The following is an 18,038-nucleotide window of genomic DNA, read 5'->3' on the forward strand; positions in this document are numbered from 1 at the left end:
TGATGCCTTCAGACTAGGGGATTTTTCTTTTTGATGTCAAGGAAGAAGTGGGGGCACCCCGGCGCATTGCCGGGGTGCAAAGGGGCATGGCGGCGCTATTGGATGTGGGGGGCGAGCCCGTTTAGATCAAAGAGATAGGACCCAATAAAGGCCATGATCCCCATCATGATGAGAAACAGGGCCAGGACCTTGGGGATGGGGTTGACGCCCCCGGAGGTTTCCAAGGCCTGGTTGGGGTCGATCTGGTCGCTGGCTGCGATGATGGCGTCGACCCTCTTTTTGACGTGGAGAAAATAGAGGAAGTTGGCAAAGGCGCCGAAAAAGAAGGAGACGGCCAGGCTGCCCCCGGGAATGACGATGCCGGCTGCGGAGATACCGAAAAAGAGAAGGGCCAGGCCGTACATTTTACGGTAGATGAGCCAGACGATGCCGAAGAGAAAGGCTCCCCAGTTCCAGGAGGGAACAAAGGCGGTGCGCCCTTTCCTGGAAAAGAGTTTGAACTTTTCCGCGTACCACTCCCCGCGGGGTCCGGCATAGGCCTGCCACAGGGGCAGCAGGGGGGACTCGTCCTCGGACGAAGCGCTGTCGTCGGCCTCCCAGTGGGCATCCTGGGTCCGGGTGTCTTCTTCGGGCTGGCTGGCCGCTCCGGCGTCCCATGCCTGCCTTTCAGCCTCTTCCTGGAAATCCACCTCAATGCGGCAGAGGGCTCCGGTCTCGGCAAACCGTTTGGCAAAGGCATCGGTCTTGGTTCTGTCTTCGCTCCGAAAGACGATGACGCGCTGCCCGGAGAAGAGACGGTCAATGCCTGCCTGGCCCATGTTGAAACAGTCCATGAGCCGGCTTTTGACCTCCCGCTTGCTCTCACGTTCCCTGACTTTTCCTTCAAACAGGACCACATAGAGCTCTTTCAACGTGTTTCCTCCCATCGGTGTGTCTGCGTTCGTCGGTGAACGAATCTGGCTTAAAACAGTGCGGTGCGTTAAGGGGAACATCCCCTTTGACCGGGCACCTCTATCTTACAAATTGATCTGTATGTATGCCAACGTCTTTTTTGCGTCAACCCCGCAGTTCCTCCTCGGGGCAAGGGAGACCGGGGGCTGGAAAAAAAAAGGCCCGGCGGGACGAGGGGTCCTTTCGAGCCTTTTTTTCAATCATAGCGGGAAAACCGAAAACTTACTTGAGCAGTTCTACAGCTTCCTGGGCAATCTGGAGCTCTTCGTTGGTGGGGATGACCCAGACCTGAACCTTGGAGGCGTCGGTGTGAACCGCAGTGGGCTCGCCCTTGCGACCGTTGTTTTTGTCGAAGTCCATGTCGATGCCGAGGCCGGAGAGGTTCTCGCAGATGAGGGCACGTGTGATGTCGTCGTTCTCGCCGATACCGGCGGTGAAGACGATGGCGTCGATGCTGCCGAGGACGGCGGTGTAGGCACCGATGTATTTTTTGACGTCGTAGGCGAACATGTCGAGAGCCAGCTTGGCCATTTCGTCGCCGTTTTCAACGGCAGAGTGAATGTCGCGCATGTCGTTGAGGCCGCAAACGCCTTTCAGGCCGCTCTGCTTGTTGAGCACGGAGTCCACCTCGGTGGCGCTCATGCCTTTGTTCTCAGCGATGTAGGCTACGATGGCGGGGTCGATGTCGCCGCTTCGGGTGCCCATCATGACGCCTGCAAGGGGGGTCATGCCCATGGAGGTGTCCTGGCACTTGCCTTTTTCCACAGCGGCCATGGAGCAGCCGTTGCCGAGGTGCACGGTGATGACGTTGATCTCGTCGGCCTTTTTACCCATGCATTCAGCCACTTTGCGGGAGACATACTTGTGGGAGGTGCCGTGGAAACCGTAACGACGGATGCGCAGCTCTTTGTAGTAGTCGTAGGGCAGGGCGTAGAGGAAGGCTTCCTTGGGCATGGTGGAGTGGAACTCGGTGTCGAATACCGCTACGTTGGGGGTGCCGGGGAAGAGCTCTTCAGCCACTTCGATACCCATGAGGTTGGCGGGGTTGTGCAGGGGTGCCAGGGGGTTGTTGTCCGCAATGGCAACCTTGACGGGACCGTCAACCACGCAGGCGCTGGTGAAGGCTTCGCCGCCCTGGACCACGCGATGGCCGATGGCATCGATCTCTTTGGGGTCGGAGATCACGCCGGCTTCGGAACCGGTGATGAGGTCCAGCACCATGTGCATGCCGATCTTGTGGTCCTTGATCTCTTCTTCCTTGACGACCTTTTTCTCGTTGTCGGTGTCGGGGAAGGCCTTGTGGGTGAGCTTGCCCACGGTTTCGCCGATACGTTCTACAATGCCGTTTGCCATAACGGCTTCATTTTCCATGTCGAGAAGCTGGTACTTGAGGGATGAGCTGCCAGCATTAATAACCAATACTTTCATGATAAAATTTACCTTGTAACCGAAGTAAGTCGTTGATCGGAATGACCGCTTCCGGGGCCGTTACAGAGGCTCCTGCGGTCACTCCTTGAGCTGCGGACCGTGCGAAGGAAGGACCGCCCCGGGATATGTGTCTCCCTGTGGGGCCGTCCTTTATCGTGCATGGTGTGCCGGTCCTGTAACCTAAACCAGACCTTTGGCCGCCTGCGCCTGAACGGCGGTGATGGCCACGGTGTTGACGATGTCGGGTACGGTGCAGCCTCGGGACAGGTCGTTGACCGGTTTGTTGAGGCCCTGAAGGACGGGGCCGATGGCAACCACCTGATCGGAGGAGCGTTGTACCGCTTTATAGGTGTTGTTCCCGGTGTTGAGATCAGGGAAGATGAAGACCGTAGCCTGACCTGCAACTTTGCTGTCGGGCAGTTTGGTTCGCGCCACCGAGGGATCGATGGCGGCATCGTACTGAATGGGACCTTCGAGAAGCAGATCGGGGCAACGCTCCTTCGCGATGCGGGTCGCTTCAATCACTTTCTCCACTTCGGCACCTTTGCCGGAAGACCCGGTTGAGTAGGAGAGCATGGCTACCCGGGGATCCACGCCGAAAATTTCGGCGGTCTGGGCGGAGCCAATGGCGACTTCAGCGAGTTGTTCTGCATTGGGGGTGGGGTTGACCGCACAGTCACCAAAGGCCAGGACACGATCCTTCAGGCACATCAGGAAGATGGACGAGACGATGGAGGCGTCGGGCCTGGTTTTGATGATCTGGAATGCGGGCTTGATGGTGTGGGCCGTGGTGTTGACGGAGCCGGAGACCATGCCGTCGGCGTGGCCTTTGTGTACCATCATGGTGGCGAAGTACGTGACGTCGCTGATGAGGTCACGGGCAACGTCCTGGTTCATGCCCTTCTTGTTTTTGCGCATCTCATAGAACTCCGCGACGTACTCTTCGTACAGGGGGCTCTTGGCAGGCTCAACAATGTGGGCGCCGGCAAGGTCGAGGCCGAGCTTGGAGATCTTGGCCTGGATTTCGGACTCTTTGCCGAGGAGGGTCACTTCACAGACGTCGCGACGCAAAAGAATGTCGCAGGCATTTAAGATACGCTCACCGGTGCCTTCGGGAAGAACGATGTGCTGCTTGTTCTTCTTGGCCTTCTGGATGAGGTTGTACTCGAACATCTGGGGCGTGACGTTGACGGATTTGCGCTCGATGAGTTTTCTGCGCATCTCCTGGGTGTCCACATGGGCTTCAAAGAGACCCAGGGCGGACGCGATCTTTTTGGGGTTGTTGGACTCGAGCCGTGCGTGCACGTGGTTCAAGTTTCGCATGGTGGGGTACGTGGGGTCGTTGACGAGAAGGATCGGAACGGGGATCCCTTCCCAGCCTTCCACCAGTCTCTGGATGCTCTCGGACGGGGCGATGCCGCCGGTGAGGAGGATGCCGGAGATGTTGGGGTAGGCATTGGAGAGACGGGACGCCATGGCGCTCAGGATGATGTCCGTCCGGTCCCCTGCGGTGACCACGAGGCTGTCTTCCTTGATGTAGTTCAGGAAGTTGTTGATCTGCATGGCGGCGATGACGTAGCCGTCGATCATCTTGTCCATGGCTTTTTTGCCGTAGATCACATCGGCGCCCAGCCATTTCTGCAGGTCAGCCACCGTGGGCTTCATGAGGTTGCTGTCTTCCGGGATCACGTGGAAGGAGCAGTTCTCCACCTTGATGTCTTTCTGGAGGGTCTCAAGGATCACCTCGGTCTGGGAGGCCTCTGCCCGGTTGACCATGATGCCGAGGATGTCAACTCCCTTGTCCTCGAGATCTTCCATGGCCAGGTGGTTGAGGCTCACAATCTCATCGATGGTGGCGTTGTGCGCGTTGGTGACCACCAGGGCGGGACAGCCCATGTTGGCGGCAACCACGGCGTTGATGTCGAAGGTGAACGCTTCGTTGCCCACCACGAAATCGATGCCTTCGCAGAGAACGAAATCGTACTTCTCTTCAAGCTGCTTGTACTTGTTGAGAATGATCTCGATCATCTGGTTCTGTTTGCCGGCATTTACAAGTTTTTTGGCTTCGTCCAGGGTCATCGCGTAGGTGTCTTCGTATCTCATGCCGAGATAGAAGTGGGAGAGGACCAGATCGGTATCGTAGTCTCGCTCCCCGTCTACGGGGTTGATGATGGGCCTGAAAAAGCCAACGTTTTGCAGATCCCTCAAGAGAAGCTGCATGATACCAAGAACGATGGTTGACTTTCCGCTCCTGGCGTTGGTTGTGCTGATGTAAAGACTCTTTGCCATACGCCTATTTCCTTGATTACTGGTAACGCAACACTATACATGTAAAGGCACGACGTGCCGTATCAATCATATTTTTGCATTGGGAACGGAACCTTAACACGATTGTCCGGGGCGTTTTGACGACGCCGCAAGGGAAAATAGTCTCATACTTCATGTTGTCGAAACAAGCAACAATTTTCCAATGAACTTCCGGTAACTCTCTAAAAAGGCTCGGGATAGTGCGAAAATACGGACACGGAGTCCACCTTTTGGAACACTTTGCAAGCGTTTGTTTCCGTTAATGACAGCCTGATTATTTTTGGCGTCACCGGTAAAGATCTCCGTCGTGTTCGAAAGCCAGGGGGGCTTGCGCAACATGCGGGGAAACGGCATGGAAGCGGTTCTCCACATTAGAGGCAAAGTCCACGCGAGGGGATGCGACCTGCGGATGGTCAACCTGTGGCGCGTTGTGTGCGCTCTACCGGGTCGGCCCAACGGGGGGTTGGGCCGACCCGGTAAAGCAGTCGGGGTCACCTGACGTCACATCCAGCGTCCAAAGGTAAGATATTGAACGTTCGGTAAAATATGCAAATCAGAATCAACCAACGAGGGGCAATTTACCATAAAACGGGGGGATGACCAACCGAAATCGAAGGATAGGGCCCCTTATGCCCGGTGGGGGAACCCGGGGGCGGTTATTGGTGTTTGCGTCGCCGCGCCGGTTGGCATAGAGTGATCGGGGTGCCCTTCTGAAGGAGACGGCGCCTTGAATGTGTATGATCATGATGCCTGCGGACAGGCGCGGGTGGCCCTTTCGGACAGGGGCGAGCCCCGGACGGCAGGGCGAAAGGAGAGGTTGCGGATGAGAGCGATGGTGATTACGACCGGTGAGGAGATACTCAAAGGAGAGGTGGTGGACAGCCACGCGTCCTGGATTTCGGAGCGGCTGTGCGAGCTGGGCGTGGAGGTGGTGCGCCATCTTTCGGTGGGGGATAACCTGGTTTCCCTTAAAGAGGTCTTCTCCCGTGTGGCGGGTGAGTGCGAGGTGGCGGTGGTGACCGGGGGGCTGGGGCCTACCGAAGACGACCTTACCACCCGTGCCGCTGCGGAATCGGCCGGGGTTCCCCTGGTGGAGGACCCCGTGGCTGCAGCTTCCGTTGCCGCATACTTTAAAGGTCGCCATGTGGCTGTCCCTGCGTCAAACCTCAAGCAGGCGCGCCTCCCGAAGGGGGCCACCTGTATCCCCAACCCCGTGGGCACGGCCCCGGCGTTTTGCCTGGAGCTTTCCGGCACCCGGTTCTGGTTTTTGCCCGGCGTGCCCCGTGAGATGCGCTTTCTCATGAACGAGTCCGTGGTTCCGGCCATTGTGGGTCTGCAACCCCGGGGGAGCCGCCTGGTAAAAACCGCCATCACCACTTTTGGCCTCCCCGAGTCCGTGGTGGGGGAGCGGATTGCAGGCATTGAGTCGGGGTTTCCCGGTGTGCATGTGGGCTATCGGGCCTCCTTTCCCGTCATCGAGGTGAAGATCTGGGCCTTTGCCCAGGAGGATGCCGGGGTGGCGAAACGGCAGGAGGCCGCTTCGGCGGAGGCTTTAAAGCGCCTGGAAGGGTATGTGGTCTCGGAGGCCGGTGACTCCATGGCCGAGGCCGTGGCCACCGCCCTGTGCGGGGCCGGGCAGAGCCTTGCCGTGGCCGAGAGCTGCACCGGTGGTCTTATCGGAAACCTGCTTACCGATGTGCCGGGGAGCTCCGACTGGTTTTTGCTTTCGGCCGTCACCTACGCCAACAGCGCCAAGGAGGCGGTACTGGGCGTCTCTGCCGAGACCCTGGAGGCTTGCGGGGCGGTGAGCGGTGAGACCGTTGGGGAGATGGCCCAGGGGGCGCGGCGGGTCTCCGGCGCCGACATCGGCATTGCCACCAGCGGCATCGCCGGGCCCACCGGCGGCACCGATGAAAAACCCGTGGGCACCGTCTGGATCGGCATCTCCACGGAAGGGGGCACCGAGACCCACCGGTTTGTCTCACCCTTAAAAGACCGCCACCAGAACAAGCGGATTTTTGCGTTCAAGGCGTTGGATCTGTTGAGAAGAAAGGTAAAAGTAGGTGATAGGGAAAACGGATGATAGGGAAACCAGGTCATAGGAAAGATTAGGTTATAGGTCATAAGGCCTGGGCGTTCGTTCCCAGGCTCTGCCTCCATGTTTGATATCGTCAGGGTCTGGGAGCGAAAGAACAGGTCATAGGGGAGATGGGCCATAGGAAAAGCAGGTTATAGGGTTTGGGTGTTTGAGCTATGGTCGTGGTGCATTTTGAACGCCGTTGTGCTTTGACCCGAGGCACGAGGGCCAAACGTTTGCCTGATCTTAATCTGAACCATAGGCGAATGTGATTTTCCCTGAGGAACGAAGGGGAAAGCGCATTCGCAATCTGCTTTCGAGGTGGCTCACCTCGCCGTCGGAGGCAAGCTTTTTTCCACCCACTTTAACCATAGAAGGCATGCGTTTTGGCTTTTTCCCGTTTCCAATGGGCCCGGGCTGTGATACAAAAGCGCGTTGTTGTATAGTGAAGACTTCATCTGCCGTGGCCGGGCCATGGTGGTTTTTATGGATGGGGCTTTTTTTAAGGTCCATGCGGACGAGAGGCATCCCGCACAATAAATTCTCCCTCACTGACCGCGCAGCCGGTTGTGGCCCCTTCGCGTAATCCTTTCTTGATACAAGATGGTTTGCCGGGCTCCTATCTGCATGTGTCGCAGTCCCAGTGAAGAAGGTAGCTCATGCTTTCCATTACCAAAGAGTTCCGATTTGACGCAGCCCACAGGCTTTGCCGTCACGATTTTTCCGAAGAAGAGAACAAGGCCCTTTACGGCAAGTGCGCGGCTTTCCATGGCCACACCTACACCCTTCGGGTCACGGTTGCAGGCCCCCTTGATGAGTCGGGGATGATCCTGAATTTCACCGAGCTCAAACGCCTGGTGAAAGAGCGGATCGTGGACCGCTACGACCACGCCAACTTAAACGAGCTTCCCGAGTACGAGAACCTGCCGGTGACAGCCGAGAACATGGTGCTTTATATCTTCAAGACCCTGTCGAGGGCTTCTGAATTCGAGGGCCTGACCTTGAAAGAGGTGCGGCTCTACGAAACCCCGGACTCCTGGGCAACCGTGACGGCCTGATTTTTTCGGGATGGACTCTATGCTGAATCTTCATGAAATGTTTGCCTCCCTCCAGGGAGAAGGTCCCCATACCGGGCGGCCCGCTTTTTTCATCCGGCTGGCAGGGTGCGTGGCCCCCTTGTGCCCCTGGTGCGATACCAAGGGCGCCTGGGAGGACGGCACCGAGGTCTCCGTAGAGAACCTCTTGGACGCGGTGAAAGACAGCGGGCACCGTTTTGTGGTCATCACCGGGGGCGAACCCCTGCGCCAGTGGGACGCGGGCCTTTGCGAGCTGGACACCGCCCTGGCTGAAAGGGGCATCGCCGTGCAGTACGAGACCTCGGGCAAGGTGCCTGTGCCCGAAGGCATCAGGGGGGAGGTGATCCTCTCGCCGAAGTACCTGGACGGCTCCTGGCATGTGGACCGAAAAAGCGTTGCCCGCGCCGGGCACCTCAAGTTCGTTGCCAGTGAAGAGACCCTCCCTGTTATTGACGCCTTTGTGGCGGACCATGCCCTTGAAAAAGAGCGGGTGTGGCTCATGCCCCTGGGCATGACCCGAGACGACCAGATCGAGAACATGCCCGTGGTCTGGGACCACTGCGTCAAGATGGGCTACCGCATGGCAAGCCGCCTTCACATCCTCGCCTTTGATACCAAAAAAGGAATCTGACCCATGTATGAAACCGTTGTGGTCCTCTCCGGCGGCATGGACTCCGCCGTGCTCCTGGCCGATTGCGTCGCCAAAGGCCAGAATTGCGTAGCCATCAGCTTTGACTACGGATCCAAGCACAACGCCAGCGAGCTTCCCATGGCCAAGGCCATGTGCGATCACCTGGGGGTGCCCCACACCCTGGTGCCGCTCCCCTTCATCAACGAGCTCTTTGATTCAAGCCTCCTGCAATCCGGTGACGCGGTGCCCGACGGTGCCTACGACGCCGAGAACATGAAGAGCACCGTGGTCCCCTTCAGAAACGGCATCATGCTCTCCATCGCCGCCGGTTACGCCGAATCCGTGGGCGCACGCCAGGTGGTCCTGGCTTCTCACGCCGGTGACCACGTCATCTACCCGGACTGCCGTCCCGAATTCAACGAGGCCCTTGGCAAGGCCATTCACCTCGGCACCGACGGTCAGGTGGCCATCGCCTTTCCCTTTGCCCGGATGGACAAGCGGGAAATCGGCGATCTGGGCCGCACCCTGGGCGTGGATTTTGCCGCCACCTGGACCTGCTACAAAGGCGGCAGCGCCCACTGCGGCACCTGCGGCGCCTGCGACGAACGCAAGTACGCCCTGCGCTTCGACGAAGGCCTCGATCCGACCACGTACCTGGTATAGCTGAAAAAGATGCCTCCGGCGGCAAGGTGTGCCACCTTGAAAGCAGGTTGCGGATGCGCTTTGTCCCTCGTTCCTCGGGTCAAATCGCATCCGCCTTTAAGATGACATTTGGCCAAGAACGATTCTTGATGCCTGTTTGTTAAACCCGCCTTTATATGATCAGGCAAAAGTTTAGCCCCCGGCAGGGCCGCCGGAGGCTTATTCTGTCCATAATTGGGAGTTTGTATGAGAACGGAAAACCCCTTGGGGAAGAAAATCGGATACACCTTTGCCTACGACCCGTCCCAGCTGTTTCCGGTGGAACGGTCCCTGGGCCGCGGGGCCCTGGGGCTGGACGGAAAGGCGCTCCCCTTTTGCGGGGAGGACATCTGGACGGCCTGGGAACTCTCCTGGCTGGACGGCAAGGGAAAACCCGCCTCTGCGGTGGCTGAAATCAGGTTTCCGGCCACGAGCCGCTGCATCGTGGAGTCCAAGTCCCTGAAGCTCTACTTGAACTCGTTTAATATGAGTCGGTTTGAGAGCCCGGAAAAGGTGAAAGAGGCCATGGTTGCCGATCTCTCCCGGGTTGCGGAGGCGGAGGTGGCGGTCTTGCTGTTCGGATGCGACGACACCGAGGCCTTCAAGGCCCATCGGGCAACGGGCCGTTGCATCGACCACCATGAAGCGGACTCCTATGTCTACGAGGTGGACGCCTCCCTTCTGGCCCACGGGGACGGGGACGTGACGGATGAGACCCTGTGTTCCCATATCCTGCGCACCAACTGCCCGGTGACCGGTCAGCCTGACTGGGCCACGGTGGAGATCACCTACTCCGGGAAGAAGATCGACGAGGCCGCGCTTTTTGCCTATCTCGTCTCCTTTCGGACCCACACCGGCTACCACGAGAACTGTGTGGAGACCCTGTACACGGATATCATGGATCGCCTGGCCCCTGCGGCGCTTACGGTGGTGGGGCGGTTTACCCGACGGGGAGGGCTGGACATCAACCCGTGCCGGAGCAGTGCGCCCACGGCGTTTTCCAACCGTCGTCTTGTGCGACAGTAGGGTGGAAAAACTGCCTTCTATGGTTGAAGTGGGCAGGAAAAGCCTGCATCCGGCGGCCAGGGGATGATCCCCTCTGGCCCCCAGGTTGCGGAAGCCCACCCCCTTCGTTCCTCAGGGTGAGAGCTTCCGCGAAGGTTTCCGTGAAATTGAGCAAGATCTGTTTGTCAAACTTTTTAAACGTTTGGCCCCGGCAGGGCCGCCGGAGGCATCTTTAATTTGGCTGCGGATGTTTTTGTCCCTCATGTCACGGCGTAGCCGCAGGCGAATTCTTCAGGTACGTCATATGTGTTGACGGGATCCCAATACCGACAAAAAAAGGCACCCATCGGAGAACTTCCGGGGGTGCCTTTTGACGTTTGGGGGGTGAATACTTTTCTCACCACGGGGAGACCGCGCCGATGAAGCAGCCGTTGGCGCCGTCCAGGCTGGAGTCTCCGGCATGTTTCCCTGTTATCTTGAGGGCATCATCCTTTACCATGGTAAGGGTCGAGCCGTCTTTGAGGGTGGCCCTCAGGCCGATGTTGTATGTCCCGAGATCCGAGATGGTCACCTCGGCGGTGCCGGTCTCGGTGGTGACGCTGGCTTTGGTCTCGTAGCCCTCATCCAGGGGCCGGAAGACGTCCCATTGCCATCTGATGATATCAAGGACCGCCTCGGATTGATCCGTGAAGGTGACTGTTGCCGAGAGCTTTGCCTCGTTTGGGGTGTGATTAAAATCCAGCACGTCCTCATTAAATACGCGGACGGTGGTTTTGGCGGGTTCCGTGGCGATGCCGGTGAGGGTGACCGTGTTGGTGAATTTCTCTGTGTCCCATGTGGTGTACGGAATAAGGTCTTTGACTTTTCGAAACACCCGGGTCTCGTTATCTTCCGGGTCTGTTTTTACATCGGAAAGGGCCTTGGCGATGTCCGTGGTGGTGGTGATGCCACTGTCCATGGTGAGGGTGACCGTGTTGCTGTCCTCGTTGTAGGCCCATACGGCATGGTTCGTTCCCCCTTCCAGGGTAACGGTTGAGCCGTAGATCTCCATCCATGGGGCTGCGCTGTCTTCGGTGAGGCTGCTGTCCGCTTTAAAAGAGGCTGACGCGATGGTGTCGTTTAAGGTGTTGAGGTGGTCGATGATGGCCTGGATGGTGGTGATGCCGTTACGGATGTGGACAGAGAGCTTATTGCCCAGGGGAGAGAGGGTGGAGGTTACCTCATCCGTGGAGGATGGGCTTATGAGCTTTATTTCAATGTTTCCCTTTTCCCCGGGAGGTGCGGTGATGTCGATGAGGCCGCCGAGCAGGCCCTTTGCAGACTCCGACGCGGGGTCGTCTCCGGCGTCAATGATTTCAACGGTGGTGCCTGTGCCTGTCGTACGGTGTCCGATAATTTTGATCATGCCGTTCAGGTAGGCGACATTTTCCCGGTACACGGTGAGCTTAGGCTCCCAGGTTCCATACCCTTTGAATCGGTGGACGGCAAGGTAATAGGTGTCTCCCGAGGTCTCCTCGTTGATGTAGATGTCCTCGTCGTTGCGTCCCCCTTTGAGCAGGGCGCTGTCGAATCCCTTCGTCGAGACCACCCAGGGGCTGGTGCCGTGGCGGGGGTAGACATACGAGACGGCGTGGCTCTCTTCCAGAAGGGTTTTGATCTGGTTTTGGGTGGTGATCCCGGAGCGAATGGTTACGCGGATGACGTCTTCCGATACATCCACATGGGGCGTACACCCGGAGCAGGGATAGATGCGAAGCTCCCTGTTGCTCTCTTCTCCACCTTCACCGGTGATTTCCAGGGCGGTGTTGGCACCTTCGGGCGTGCTGGAGTAAAGGATGCCGTAGGACGGAACGGGGGCGTTTATGCCATTGTTGAAGACCCATTCGCGTTTCCAGATGTCCCCCAGGGCAAAGTCGTAGAGGATAACCTCATGGGAGGGTGGGTCGTCAGCGCTGATGCCCGTCGGCTGGTCCGCGAGGATGTAGGCGGTGTTGGGATCCTTTTCCGTCATGCGGTACAGGGCGCCCGTGGGGGTGGTCGTGGAATCTGTTGCGAGGTAGGTGGCGGCCAGAAAGCCGTCCGTTGGGACGCTGAGGCCGTTGATGTGGTTCTGTGTGCCCGTGAGCATCTCCTTCCATATGTTCACGTCGGTGTCCAGGTAGTAGGCCTTCCCGTATTCCCCGGCGGCCACGAGGAGTTCATCGTTTCCGGCAATACAAAGGAGGGGAGGGCGCTCATCTTTGTCAATGGCCATGTCCTGCCAGCCATCGGTTTCGTCGTACCGTAAGATGTATCCGTACGTGGCCTCGGCCACAGCATAGAGGGTGCCGCCCGGCTTTTTCCATACACCGCGGAAGTTTACGCCGCTACCAGCAGTTTTAAGAGGCGTGGCCACACGGGAATGGGTGTCCACCTTAACCACAAGTCCTGCGGCACAGGAGACATACGCGCTGGACTCGGAACCCCAGATGGTGTTCATGTTGGGCCACTGGTAGGACGCACCGACAAGGGGGGAGAACGAAGCGCCGTCGTAGGCGAGCAGGATGCCCACCGGCGAGTTGTCGTAGAACGACCGTTTTTTACCTCCGGCCACATAGACGACACCGTTTTCATCCGTCCAGAGACCGGTAAATGAGGACGCAAAGAATTGTGATTCGGGCCCGAACAGCGTGTTGAGTTCTTCCCAGCCTGATCCGTTGTAGCGAAAGATCACGCCGTAGCGGCTCGAGTCGTCGTCGGCATTGATCTGGCCGTCGTTGTCGGAATCAAAGCGGGGGGCGCCAAACCGGAAGCCTGAGGCATAGACGTCTCCTGATGCGGTGCCGTGAACGGCGAAGAGGGCCGCATCGGCAAGGGTGTCGTCGCTGATGTCTTTCCAGGTGCCCCCTTCGTGGCAAAAGGCCGCCCCATTGAACCCCACTGCGTAGGAGGTGGTCCCATCGGACCAGCAGCCCATGAGGGCCGGTGTGGAGTCGGCCGGACGTTCGTAGTTCCAGATCCCAAAGGCGGTTGAGGTATGGAGACAGACGATGGCAGCGATGAACAGGGTGAGGCGTATGTTCACGGATTTTCTCCTTGTCCGATGGGGTTGATACGGAAGCTGTGAAGAAAATCAACTATATAACAATGTTTATTTCAATAAAAGTAGTTTTAGTCCGTGACGGTCGAATTTCCAAGGTTGCTCAAGGGGTTTCCTCGCTTTCATCGGTGACCAGGGTGTCATGGAAGGCTTTGGCGGTGATTCGCGCCACGTGGTACAGGCTTTCACGGTGGGAGGAGGCATCGCTCGACGGATAGTTTCGGAAGGTGATGACGTTGCCGAAAAGGGAGGCAAAGAAGGCGTGGGAGTAGTAGCTCACCGGGTGGGCTTCTCCGGCCCGGGCCAGGGCCCTGTCCAGCATGTCGAGGAAGAGGACCTGGATGACGTTGAACTTGCGAAGGGTCTCCGGGTTTTTTTCGCCCTTGATCATAAAGTGGCTCATCATCTGGAAGATATCTTCGTTGTCCACAAGGAAGTTGACGATGTCGATGGCCATATCGCCAAGCTCGCGACGGCTTTCCCAAAGGCGCGATTTAATCTTGTTGATGTCGTTGGTGAGGATCTCCACGAACAGATCATCCTGGCTGGGAAAGTACTGATAGAGGGAGGCAACAGAGATCCCGGCTTCGTTGGCAATGTCTCTCATACCGATTTCGTGGAATGATTTTTGGCTGAAGAGGGTTTTGGCCGCGTTGATGATCAGTTGTCGTCTGACTTCGCGTTCATGTTCTTTGAGTTGTTTCAGGACAGATTTCGCCATGGTCGGGTTCTCCTGTACCGGTTTCGAATGTACTGACTTTGGTGTCATGTTCTGCAGGTAGGTTTTATCGTCTTTGGTTCGTTATCTCTGGGTTGACCGATTCTTCCAGGTACCCGACACGTTGTCTGCCTTTTGGGGGGGTACCGTCATTGCGGCACTGGGGTGTTGGTGCCGAACCGCTTTATAAGGACGGGATCAGTGGCGGTTGTGATTCACTATATAGGATTCTACGATAGGAAAAAACATAATTATTAAAAACAAACGAAGTAATTTTTCTCAAACACCCTCTGTCCCGGATATGTCATGAGTCGAGTGTACCCATATTCAAGGCCTCGGAGATGCAGAGCCGTGGTTTACCTCAACGCTCTGATAACGCGGAAGATGAGCGCACTCGGCTCGCCCGGAGGGTGAGGGAATCGAGCAGAAAACGGTGAATTGCATTTTGCATTTTTGAAATGTCTAAATAGTTTCGAGCAGCCAGCTGGAATGGGCGCCTATTGATTTGCTCTGGTTGTTTTCTCACGAAATCTCCGGGTTAATCAATAAAGGAAACAGGCTAAGGATGTCAATTGCATTCCCCGGTGGGCTGGCATATAGTACAAAAAGGTCCGCTAATTCGGGGGCCTCCCTACTTATCGACTGATAACCCAACGGGAGAGACAATGGCTGAAGAGACCGTGGTGGTGAAAAAGTACAGCAACAGGCGCCTCTACAACACAAGTGAGAGTACCTACATTACCCTGGAACAACTCGCTGAAATCATCCGCAGCGGACGGGACGTGAAGGTGCTGGAGGCCTGTTCCGGGGATGATGTGACGGCCTACATTCTCACCCAGATCCTCGTAGAGGAGGCAAAAAACAAGAAGTTCTTTCTGCCCGTTCACCTTCTGCACCTGATGCTCCGGTACGGCGACAACATGATGGGCGACTTTTTCGACCTGCACCTGTCCCAGACCATCGACAGCTATGTCAAACAGCGGAAAGCCTTCGACAACCAGTTCAAGAAGGTGCTCCATTTCAGCTCTGAGTTTACGGAGATGGCAAGGCGATCGGTGGACGATCTGGCCAAGGCCTCTCCCTTTCCTTTTTTTCACCCTCCCAGAAAAGATTCCGAGGAGAAGGGGGATTCCTGAAGGGGCATTGCCCGGGCAGCCCGAGAGTGGAGTGATTGCCTATGCAAGGCATGGGGGCTGCAGATGCCGTGGCTCGTCCCAGCGTTCTGATAACGCAGAAGATGGCTGCCCCATCTCTCTTTTCAACCATCTGAAATTATAAATTGTTGCTTTGGACCCATCGCTTTCTCTGACGTACCGGGGCTAAAGAAACCGGCTTTTAACCTTTGCGATGATCCCTTTGATTCCTTCCAGAGGAATCCTGGACAACCTCACGGGATCCGTCTGGCTCCTTGCACCGGACACGGCATCCTGAAGGGATGCGGCAAGGTCCGGGCTCTTTTCAAAGATGTCAGTGCGACCCTTCTGAGGGTTCACCCGGAAGGTGACGTAAAGGGCCTCCACCTGGCCCTGGAACCTCTTGAGCTGTCCGGAAAGCTTCCTTACGTTTTTTTCCCACCGCTTGATCTCCGACGCCACGATTTTTTTCTGTCTGGGGTACGATTTGCCCACCGTCCTGATCCGATCGATCTCATTTTTCATGAGGGCCATCTCCGCGTTGGCGTTGACCATGTGGCGGTAGACCTCAGGCATCTGTGTCCAGGTGAACTTGAGGACGGTTTTATCAAGGTCCACGTAGGCCAGTTTTTCCTTGGGGTAATCGGATTGGAAAAAGGTGGTGTACCCGAACCAGCCCCCTGCGCCGAGCCCCGCAAGGAGCAGCACTCCGGCAGCCAAAAAGAGGATTTTTTTCAGTTTCTTTGGTTTGGGGCTGTCTGTGGTTTCGTTCTGCTCTTCGGCCATGTCTTTTTTTTCCAATGCCTGCGGTTGTCGGTTCGGTTCCCTTTGTTATCATCTCGGCGGGGGAGAGGGCCAGCTTTAGTCCAGAGTTTTTTCCCGGCCTTGTTTCAGCCTGCCATCGACAACCCATCGACCCATAAAACGGCGCCCCCTCCTGCTTTTGGTTTTAGGTCACAGGGCCTGTAGCTTCGTGCGCCCACAGGGGCGCCACAAATCGGGTTGCAGCTTGGATTTTCGGTGGTCGTGGCTTTGAGTGGATGGGTTTGGCTGGTGAGGAGTGCAGTGGATGGTTGACGGGAAGAAAATATATTATGGGTATGGGCCAGACCCTACAGGCCTTTAGGCTGATTGGTAAATCGTGTAACCCACAAATAATATGGGGATTTCATTTTTGCCAAATGTGATAGGTCTGATCCCTTCACTTTCGTACGCGATTAGCAGGTACTTTGAATGAAGCAGTATTCCTCATTTGTAGCGGAAACAGAAAACAGCTGATATCCCATTGATCTGATGATATTTATCGATTTCTTGGTTTCTTTTATGCCAACACCTTCAAATCTATGATGAAATTCCACCAAAAGTTGCACCGGCCGAATATCTGATTTGCAGATATCTTTTATAACGTTGTATTCTGCACCTTCGATATCCATTTTAAGGATGTCTATGTGAGAATGACCTAACTCTTGCATTATAGTACTGAGTTTTTTTACCGGAACCGTTATTGCTTCAGTACTTGTTGATGGCCTATCAAGAATGGTGTGGGAAACATGTTCAGGATTCTCTGGGGGATTAAAAGAAACATTGCCATCAAATGCCGCTATTCCATAATTATACATGGCAAATTTATCCGAAAAATCTTGTCTCTTCACCCAATCAATTGACTTTGGTGTTGGGTCAAAAGCATGGACAGTGAGATTGTATTTTTCAATAAGCGCTGTGTCGAATGATGCATCCTCTCCAACGCCAAATGAGTAAACAACTGAGTTAGAATTCAGATTTGCAGTAACTATATCCCAGCCGCCATAATCTGAACCGAACCTTTCTTTCTTGCAAATTACGTCGTATTTTATAAGTAGTTCCTTACCAAGAGCAACTTTCGTACAGAGTCTTAGTTTTCGAGCAAAACTCATCATGGTTATTTCTCCAGAGAATAATGATTATCCCCATAATTCATGGTTTTTCGGACATCGTGCCATGCTGTTCTGTGTTTTGAAATAACCAGTGTTTCACTCAAAAGTCATAACCCCCCAAAACCGGCAAACCCTGATTATTACTTGGCTGACTATATTTCAGCTATTTATCATCACAGGGTTAAATTTTTACTCTTTGACGCGCATAATTGCAAGGGAGGATGTAAAAGGTCTGGGCAGCAGATATTAAGAATGTGGACCATGCAGGAGGAAGGGGCCCCTTGATCATTTCCGGGCTGCCTGAGGTTGGCACCGGAAACCGAAAGGTGGTTTTGTTGTGACAGAAATCAGTCTTGTGGAATCTGTTGCTCACCGCATAGACATTCATCACGCCCGCCCGAAGCCCATTTTTACCTATCTTTTTTGCAACCCATTCGCCATAGGAGGAGAGGGCTCCATGGAGATCCTGAAGGTCATCAATCCCTCTGGAAAACGTCCGGGAGACGCCAGTTCCTTTCCAGGGGATAGCAGGATACCCCGGCCAGCTCATCTTGGATCATGCCGCGTATCGCCCTGACAAGGTCCAGGGTCATGTTGCCTCCCGAACCTTCAGGAATTTTTCGTACCGCCTGCCAACACCCCAGACCTTACCCATAGCGGTGGCCGCCAGGGCCCGCGCGTGCCAAACCGGGTCGGCGATACCACAAAAGCCGCGAGGGCAGGGCTCCATTGGCAAGGCCGGTGGCCACGTTTTGACGCCCGGGATCGATGACCCTGAGTACCTGCTTTCCATTGTCTCAAAATCGTATGTCCTTGGTTTTATACCAGCTCTTGTGTTATCCTTTAATCATCCCCTTTTATCGCGTTTCTGTCTCTGACGAATCCCCGCTGACTCCGCATGACCGTCAAGCTACCCCATTGTTTCTGGGCGCGCCCGCACTGGTGTCAACGCATACGGGGGACACTTTGGTTAAAAGTGGCTTACAGATGAATATAGATACATTCCAACCGTAACCGACTGTAATGGCGTCTTATTGAT

Annotated in this window: 15 protein-coding genes; 6 read left to right on the forward strand and 9 right to left on the reverse strand. The window is 55.9% G+C overall.

Translation table 11 applies throughout. The features are described 5' to 3' along the window. Window positions 1–95 precede the first annotated feature (95 nt). The 3 genes from BLQ12_RS13090 to pta form a co-directional block, all read right to left on the reverse strand. Complete coding sequence (locus tag BLQ12_RS13090; RefSeq protein ID WP_175469746.1) at window positions 96–911, reverse strand: DUF2628 domain-containing protein; 816 nt, start codon at window positions 909–911, stop codon at window positions 96–98. A 262-nt stretch (window positions 912–1,173) separates the two neighbouring features. Continuing rightward, window positions 1,174–2,379, reverse strand: a complete 1,206-nt coding sequence (locus BLQ12_RS13095; RefSeq protein ID WP_092211112.1) for an acetate/propionate family kinase — start codon at window positions 2,377–2,379, stop codon at window positions 1,174–1,176. 180 nt (window positions 2,380–2,559) lie between these two features. Beyond that, on the reverse strand, window positions 2,560–4,668 hold the full coding sequence (gene pta, locus BLQ12_RS13100; protein ID WP_092211113.1) for a phosphate acetyltransferase: 2,109 nt from the start codon (window positions 4,666–4,668) through the stop codon (window positions 2,560–2,562). Window positions 4,669–5,419: 751 nt separating this feature from the next. Between pta and BLQ12_RS13105 the strand changes: the two genes are divergently transcribed. After that, a complete protein-coding gene (locus tag BLQ12_RS13105; RefSeq protein ID WP_254782054.1) occupies window positions 5,420–6,769 on the forward strand; it encodes a CinA family nicotinamide mononucleotide deamidase-related protein in 1,350 nt (449 codons plus the stop codon). A 240-nt stretch (window positions 6,770–7,009) separates the two neighbouring features. On the opposite strand, the gene BLQ12_RS13110 is transcribed toward BLQ12_RS13105, so the two are convergent. Then, complete coding sequence (locus BLQ12_RS13110) at window positions 7,010–7,276, reverse strand: hypothetical protein (RefSeq protein ID WP_139163966.1); 267 nt, start codon at window positions 7,274–7,276, stop codon at window positions 7,010–7,012. Between the two features lie 146 nt (window positions 7,277–7,422). Between BLQ12_RS13110 and BLQ12_RS13115 the strand changes: the two genes are divergently transcribed. From BLQ12_RS13115 to queF, 4 genes are all read left to right on the forward strand, one after another. Then, window positions 7,423–7,821: a 6-pyruvoyl trahydropterin synthase family protein gene (locus BLQ12_RS13115; protein WP_092211116.1), complete on the forward strand. Its 399-nt coding sequence runs from the start codon at window positions 7,423–7,425 to the stop codon at window positions 7,819–7,821. A gap of 19 nt (window positions 7,822–7,840) precedes the next feature. Then, window positions 7,841–8,470, forward strand: a complete 630-nt coding sequence (locus BLQ12_RS13120) for a 7-carboxy-7-deazaguanine synthase QueE (RefSeq protein ID WP_175469748.1) — start codon at window positions 7,841–7,843, stop codon at window positions 8,468–8,470. A gap of 3 nt (window positions 8,471–8,473) precedes the next feature. Next, window positions 8,474–9,133, forward strand: coding sequence for a 7-cyano-7-deazaguanine synthase QueC (gene queC / locus BLQ12_RS13125; protein WP_092211118.1), 660 nt, complete (start codon window positions 8,474–8,476; stop codon window positions 9,131–9,133). A gap of 225 nt (window positions 9,134–9,358) precedes the next feature. Then, entirely contained in the window at window positions 9,359–10,177 is an 819-nt protein-coding gene (gene queF / locus BLQ12_RS13130; RefSeq protein WP_092211119.1) for an NADPH-dependent 7-cyano-7-deazaguanine reductase QueF, read from the forward strand. 376 nt (window positions 10,178–10,553) lie between these two features. On the opposite strand, the gene BLQ12_RS13135 is transcribed toward queF, so the two are convergent. Further along, window positions 10,554–13,220 (reverse strand): hypothetical protein, encoded by a 2,667-nt coding sequence (locus BLQ12_RS13135; RefSeq protein WP_092211120.1) that lies wholly within the window; start codon window positions 13,218–13,220, stop codon window positions 10,554–10,556. A 118-nt stretch (window positions 13,221–13,338) separates the two neighbouring features. After that, window positions 13,339–13,956 carry a TetR/AcrR family transcriptional regulator gene (locus tag BLQ12_RS13140; protein WP_175469750.1) on the reverse strand — a complete coding sequence of 206 codons (618 nt, stop codon included), beginning with the start codon at window positions 13,954–13,956 and terminating at the stop codon, window positions 13,339–13,341. 662 nt (window positions 13,957–14,618) lie between these two features. On the opposite strand from BLQ12_RS13140, the gene BLQ12_RS13145 reads away from it, so the two are divergent. Continuing rightward, window positions 14,619–15,089: a polyhydroxyalkanoate synthesis regulator DNA-binding domain-containing protein gene (locus BLQ12_RS13145; protein WP_092211122.1), complete on the forward strand. Its 471-nt coding sequence runs from the start codon at window positions 14,619–14,621 to the stop codon at window positions 15,087–15,089. A 183-nt stretch (window positions 15,090–15,272) separates the two neighbouring features. Here the strand turns inward: BLQ12_RS13145 and BLQ12_RS13150 are convergent, their stop codons facing one another. From BLQ12_RS13150 to BLQ12_RS28350, 3 genes are all read right to left on the reverse strand, one after another. Then, on the reverse strand, window positions 15,273–15,872 hold the full coding sequence (locus BLQ12_RS13150; protein WP_139163967.1) for a hypothetical protein: 600 nt from the start codon (window positions 15,870–15,872) through the stop codon (window positions 15,273–15,275). Window positions 15,873–16,303: 431 nt separating this feature from the next. After that, the gene (locus tag BLQ12_RS13155) at window positions 16,304–17,002 is read right to left on the reverse strand and encodes an FkbM family methyltransferase (protein WP_092211124.1); all 699 of its coding nucleotides are present in this window, start codon (window positions 17,000–17,002) and stop codon (window positions 16,304–16,306) included. A 178-nt stretch (window positions 17,003–17,180) separates the two neighbouring features. Beyond that, window positions 17,181–17,525 (reverse strand): DinB/UmuC family translesion DNA polymerase, encoded by a 345-nt coding sequence (locus BLQ12_RS28350; protein ID WP_367888782.1) that lies wholly within the window; start codon window positions 17,523–17,525, stop codon window positions 17,181–17,183. Window positions 17,526–18,038 lie beyond the last annotated feature (513 nt).

Source organism: Desulfoluna spongiiphila (assembly GCF_900101345.1).
Lineage (GTDB): Bacteria > Desulfobacterota > Desulfobacteria > Desulfobacterales > Desulfolunaceae > Desulfoluna > Desulfoluna spongiiphila.

Bases quoted from the DNA above. Each gene is read 5' to 3' on its own strand.
- BLQ12_RS13115 (WP_092211116.1), top strand. From the start codon at position 7,423: ATGCTTTCCATTACCAAAGAGTTCCGATTTGACGCAGCCCACAGGCTT.
- BLQ12_RS13095 (WP_092211112.1), bottom strand. From the start codon at position 2,379: ATGAAAGTATTGGTTATTAATGCTGGCAGCTCATCCCTCAAGTACCAG.
- BLQ12_RS13155 (WP_092211124.1), bottom strand. From the start codon at position 17,002: ATGATGAGTTTTGCTCGAAAACTAAGACTCTGTACGAAAGTTGCTCTT.
- queF (WP_092211119.1), top strand. From the start codon at position 9,359: ATGAGAACGGAAAACCCCTTGGGGAAGAAAATCGGATACACCTTTGCC.
- BLQ12_RS13150 (WP_139163967.1), bottom strand. From the start codon at position 15,872: ATGGCCGAAGAGCAGAACGAAACCACAGACAGCCCCAAACCAAAGAAA.
- queC (WP_092211118.1), top strand. From the start codon at position 8,474: ATGTATGAAACCGTTGTGGTCCTCTCCGGCGGCATGGACTCCGCCGTG.
- BLQ12_RS13120 (WP_175469748.1), top strand. From the start codon at position 7,841: ATGCTGAATCTTCATGAAATGTTTGCCTCCCTCCAGGGAGAAGGTCCC.
- BLQ12_RS13140 (WP_175469750.1), bottom strand. From the start codon at position 13,956: ATGGCGAAATCTGTCCTGAAACAACTCAAAGAACATGAACGCGAAGTC.
- pta (WP_092211113.1), bottom strand. From the start codon at position 4,668: ATGGCAAAGAGTCTTTACATCAGCACAACCAACGCCAGGAGCGGAAAG.
- BLQ12_RS13110 (WP_139163966.1), bottom strand. From the start codon at position 7,276: ATGGACCTTAAAAAAAGCCCCATCCATAAAAACCACCATGGCCCGGCC.
- BLQ12_RS13145 (WP_092211122.1), top strand. From the start codon at position 14,619: ATGGCTGAAGAGACCGTGGTGGTGAAAAAGTACAGCAACAGGCGCCTC.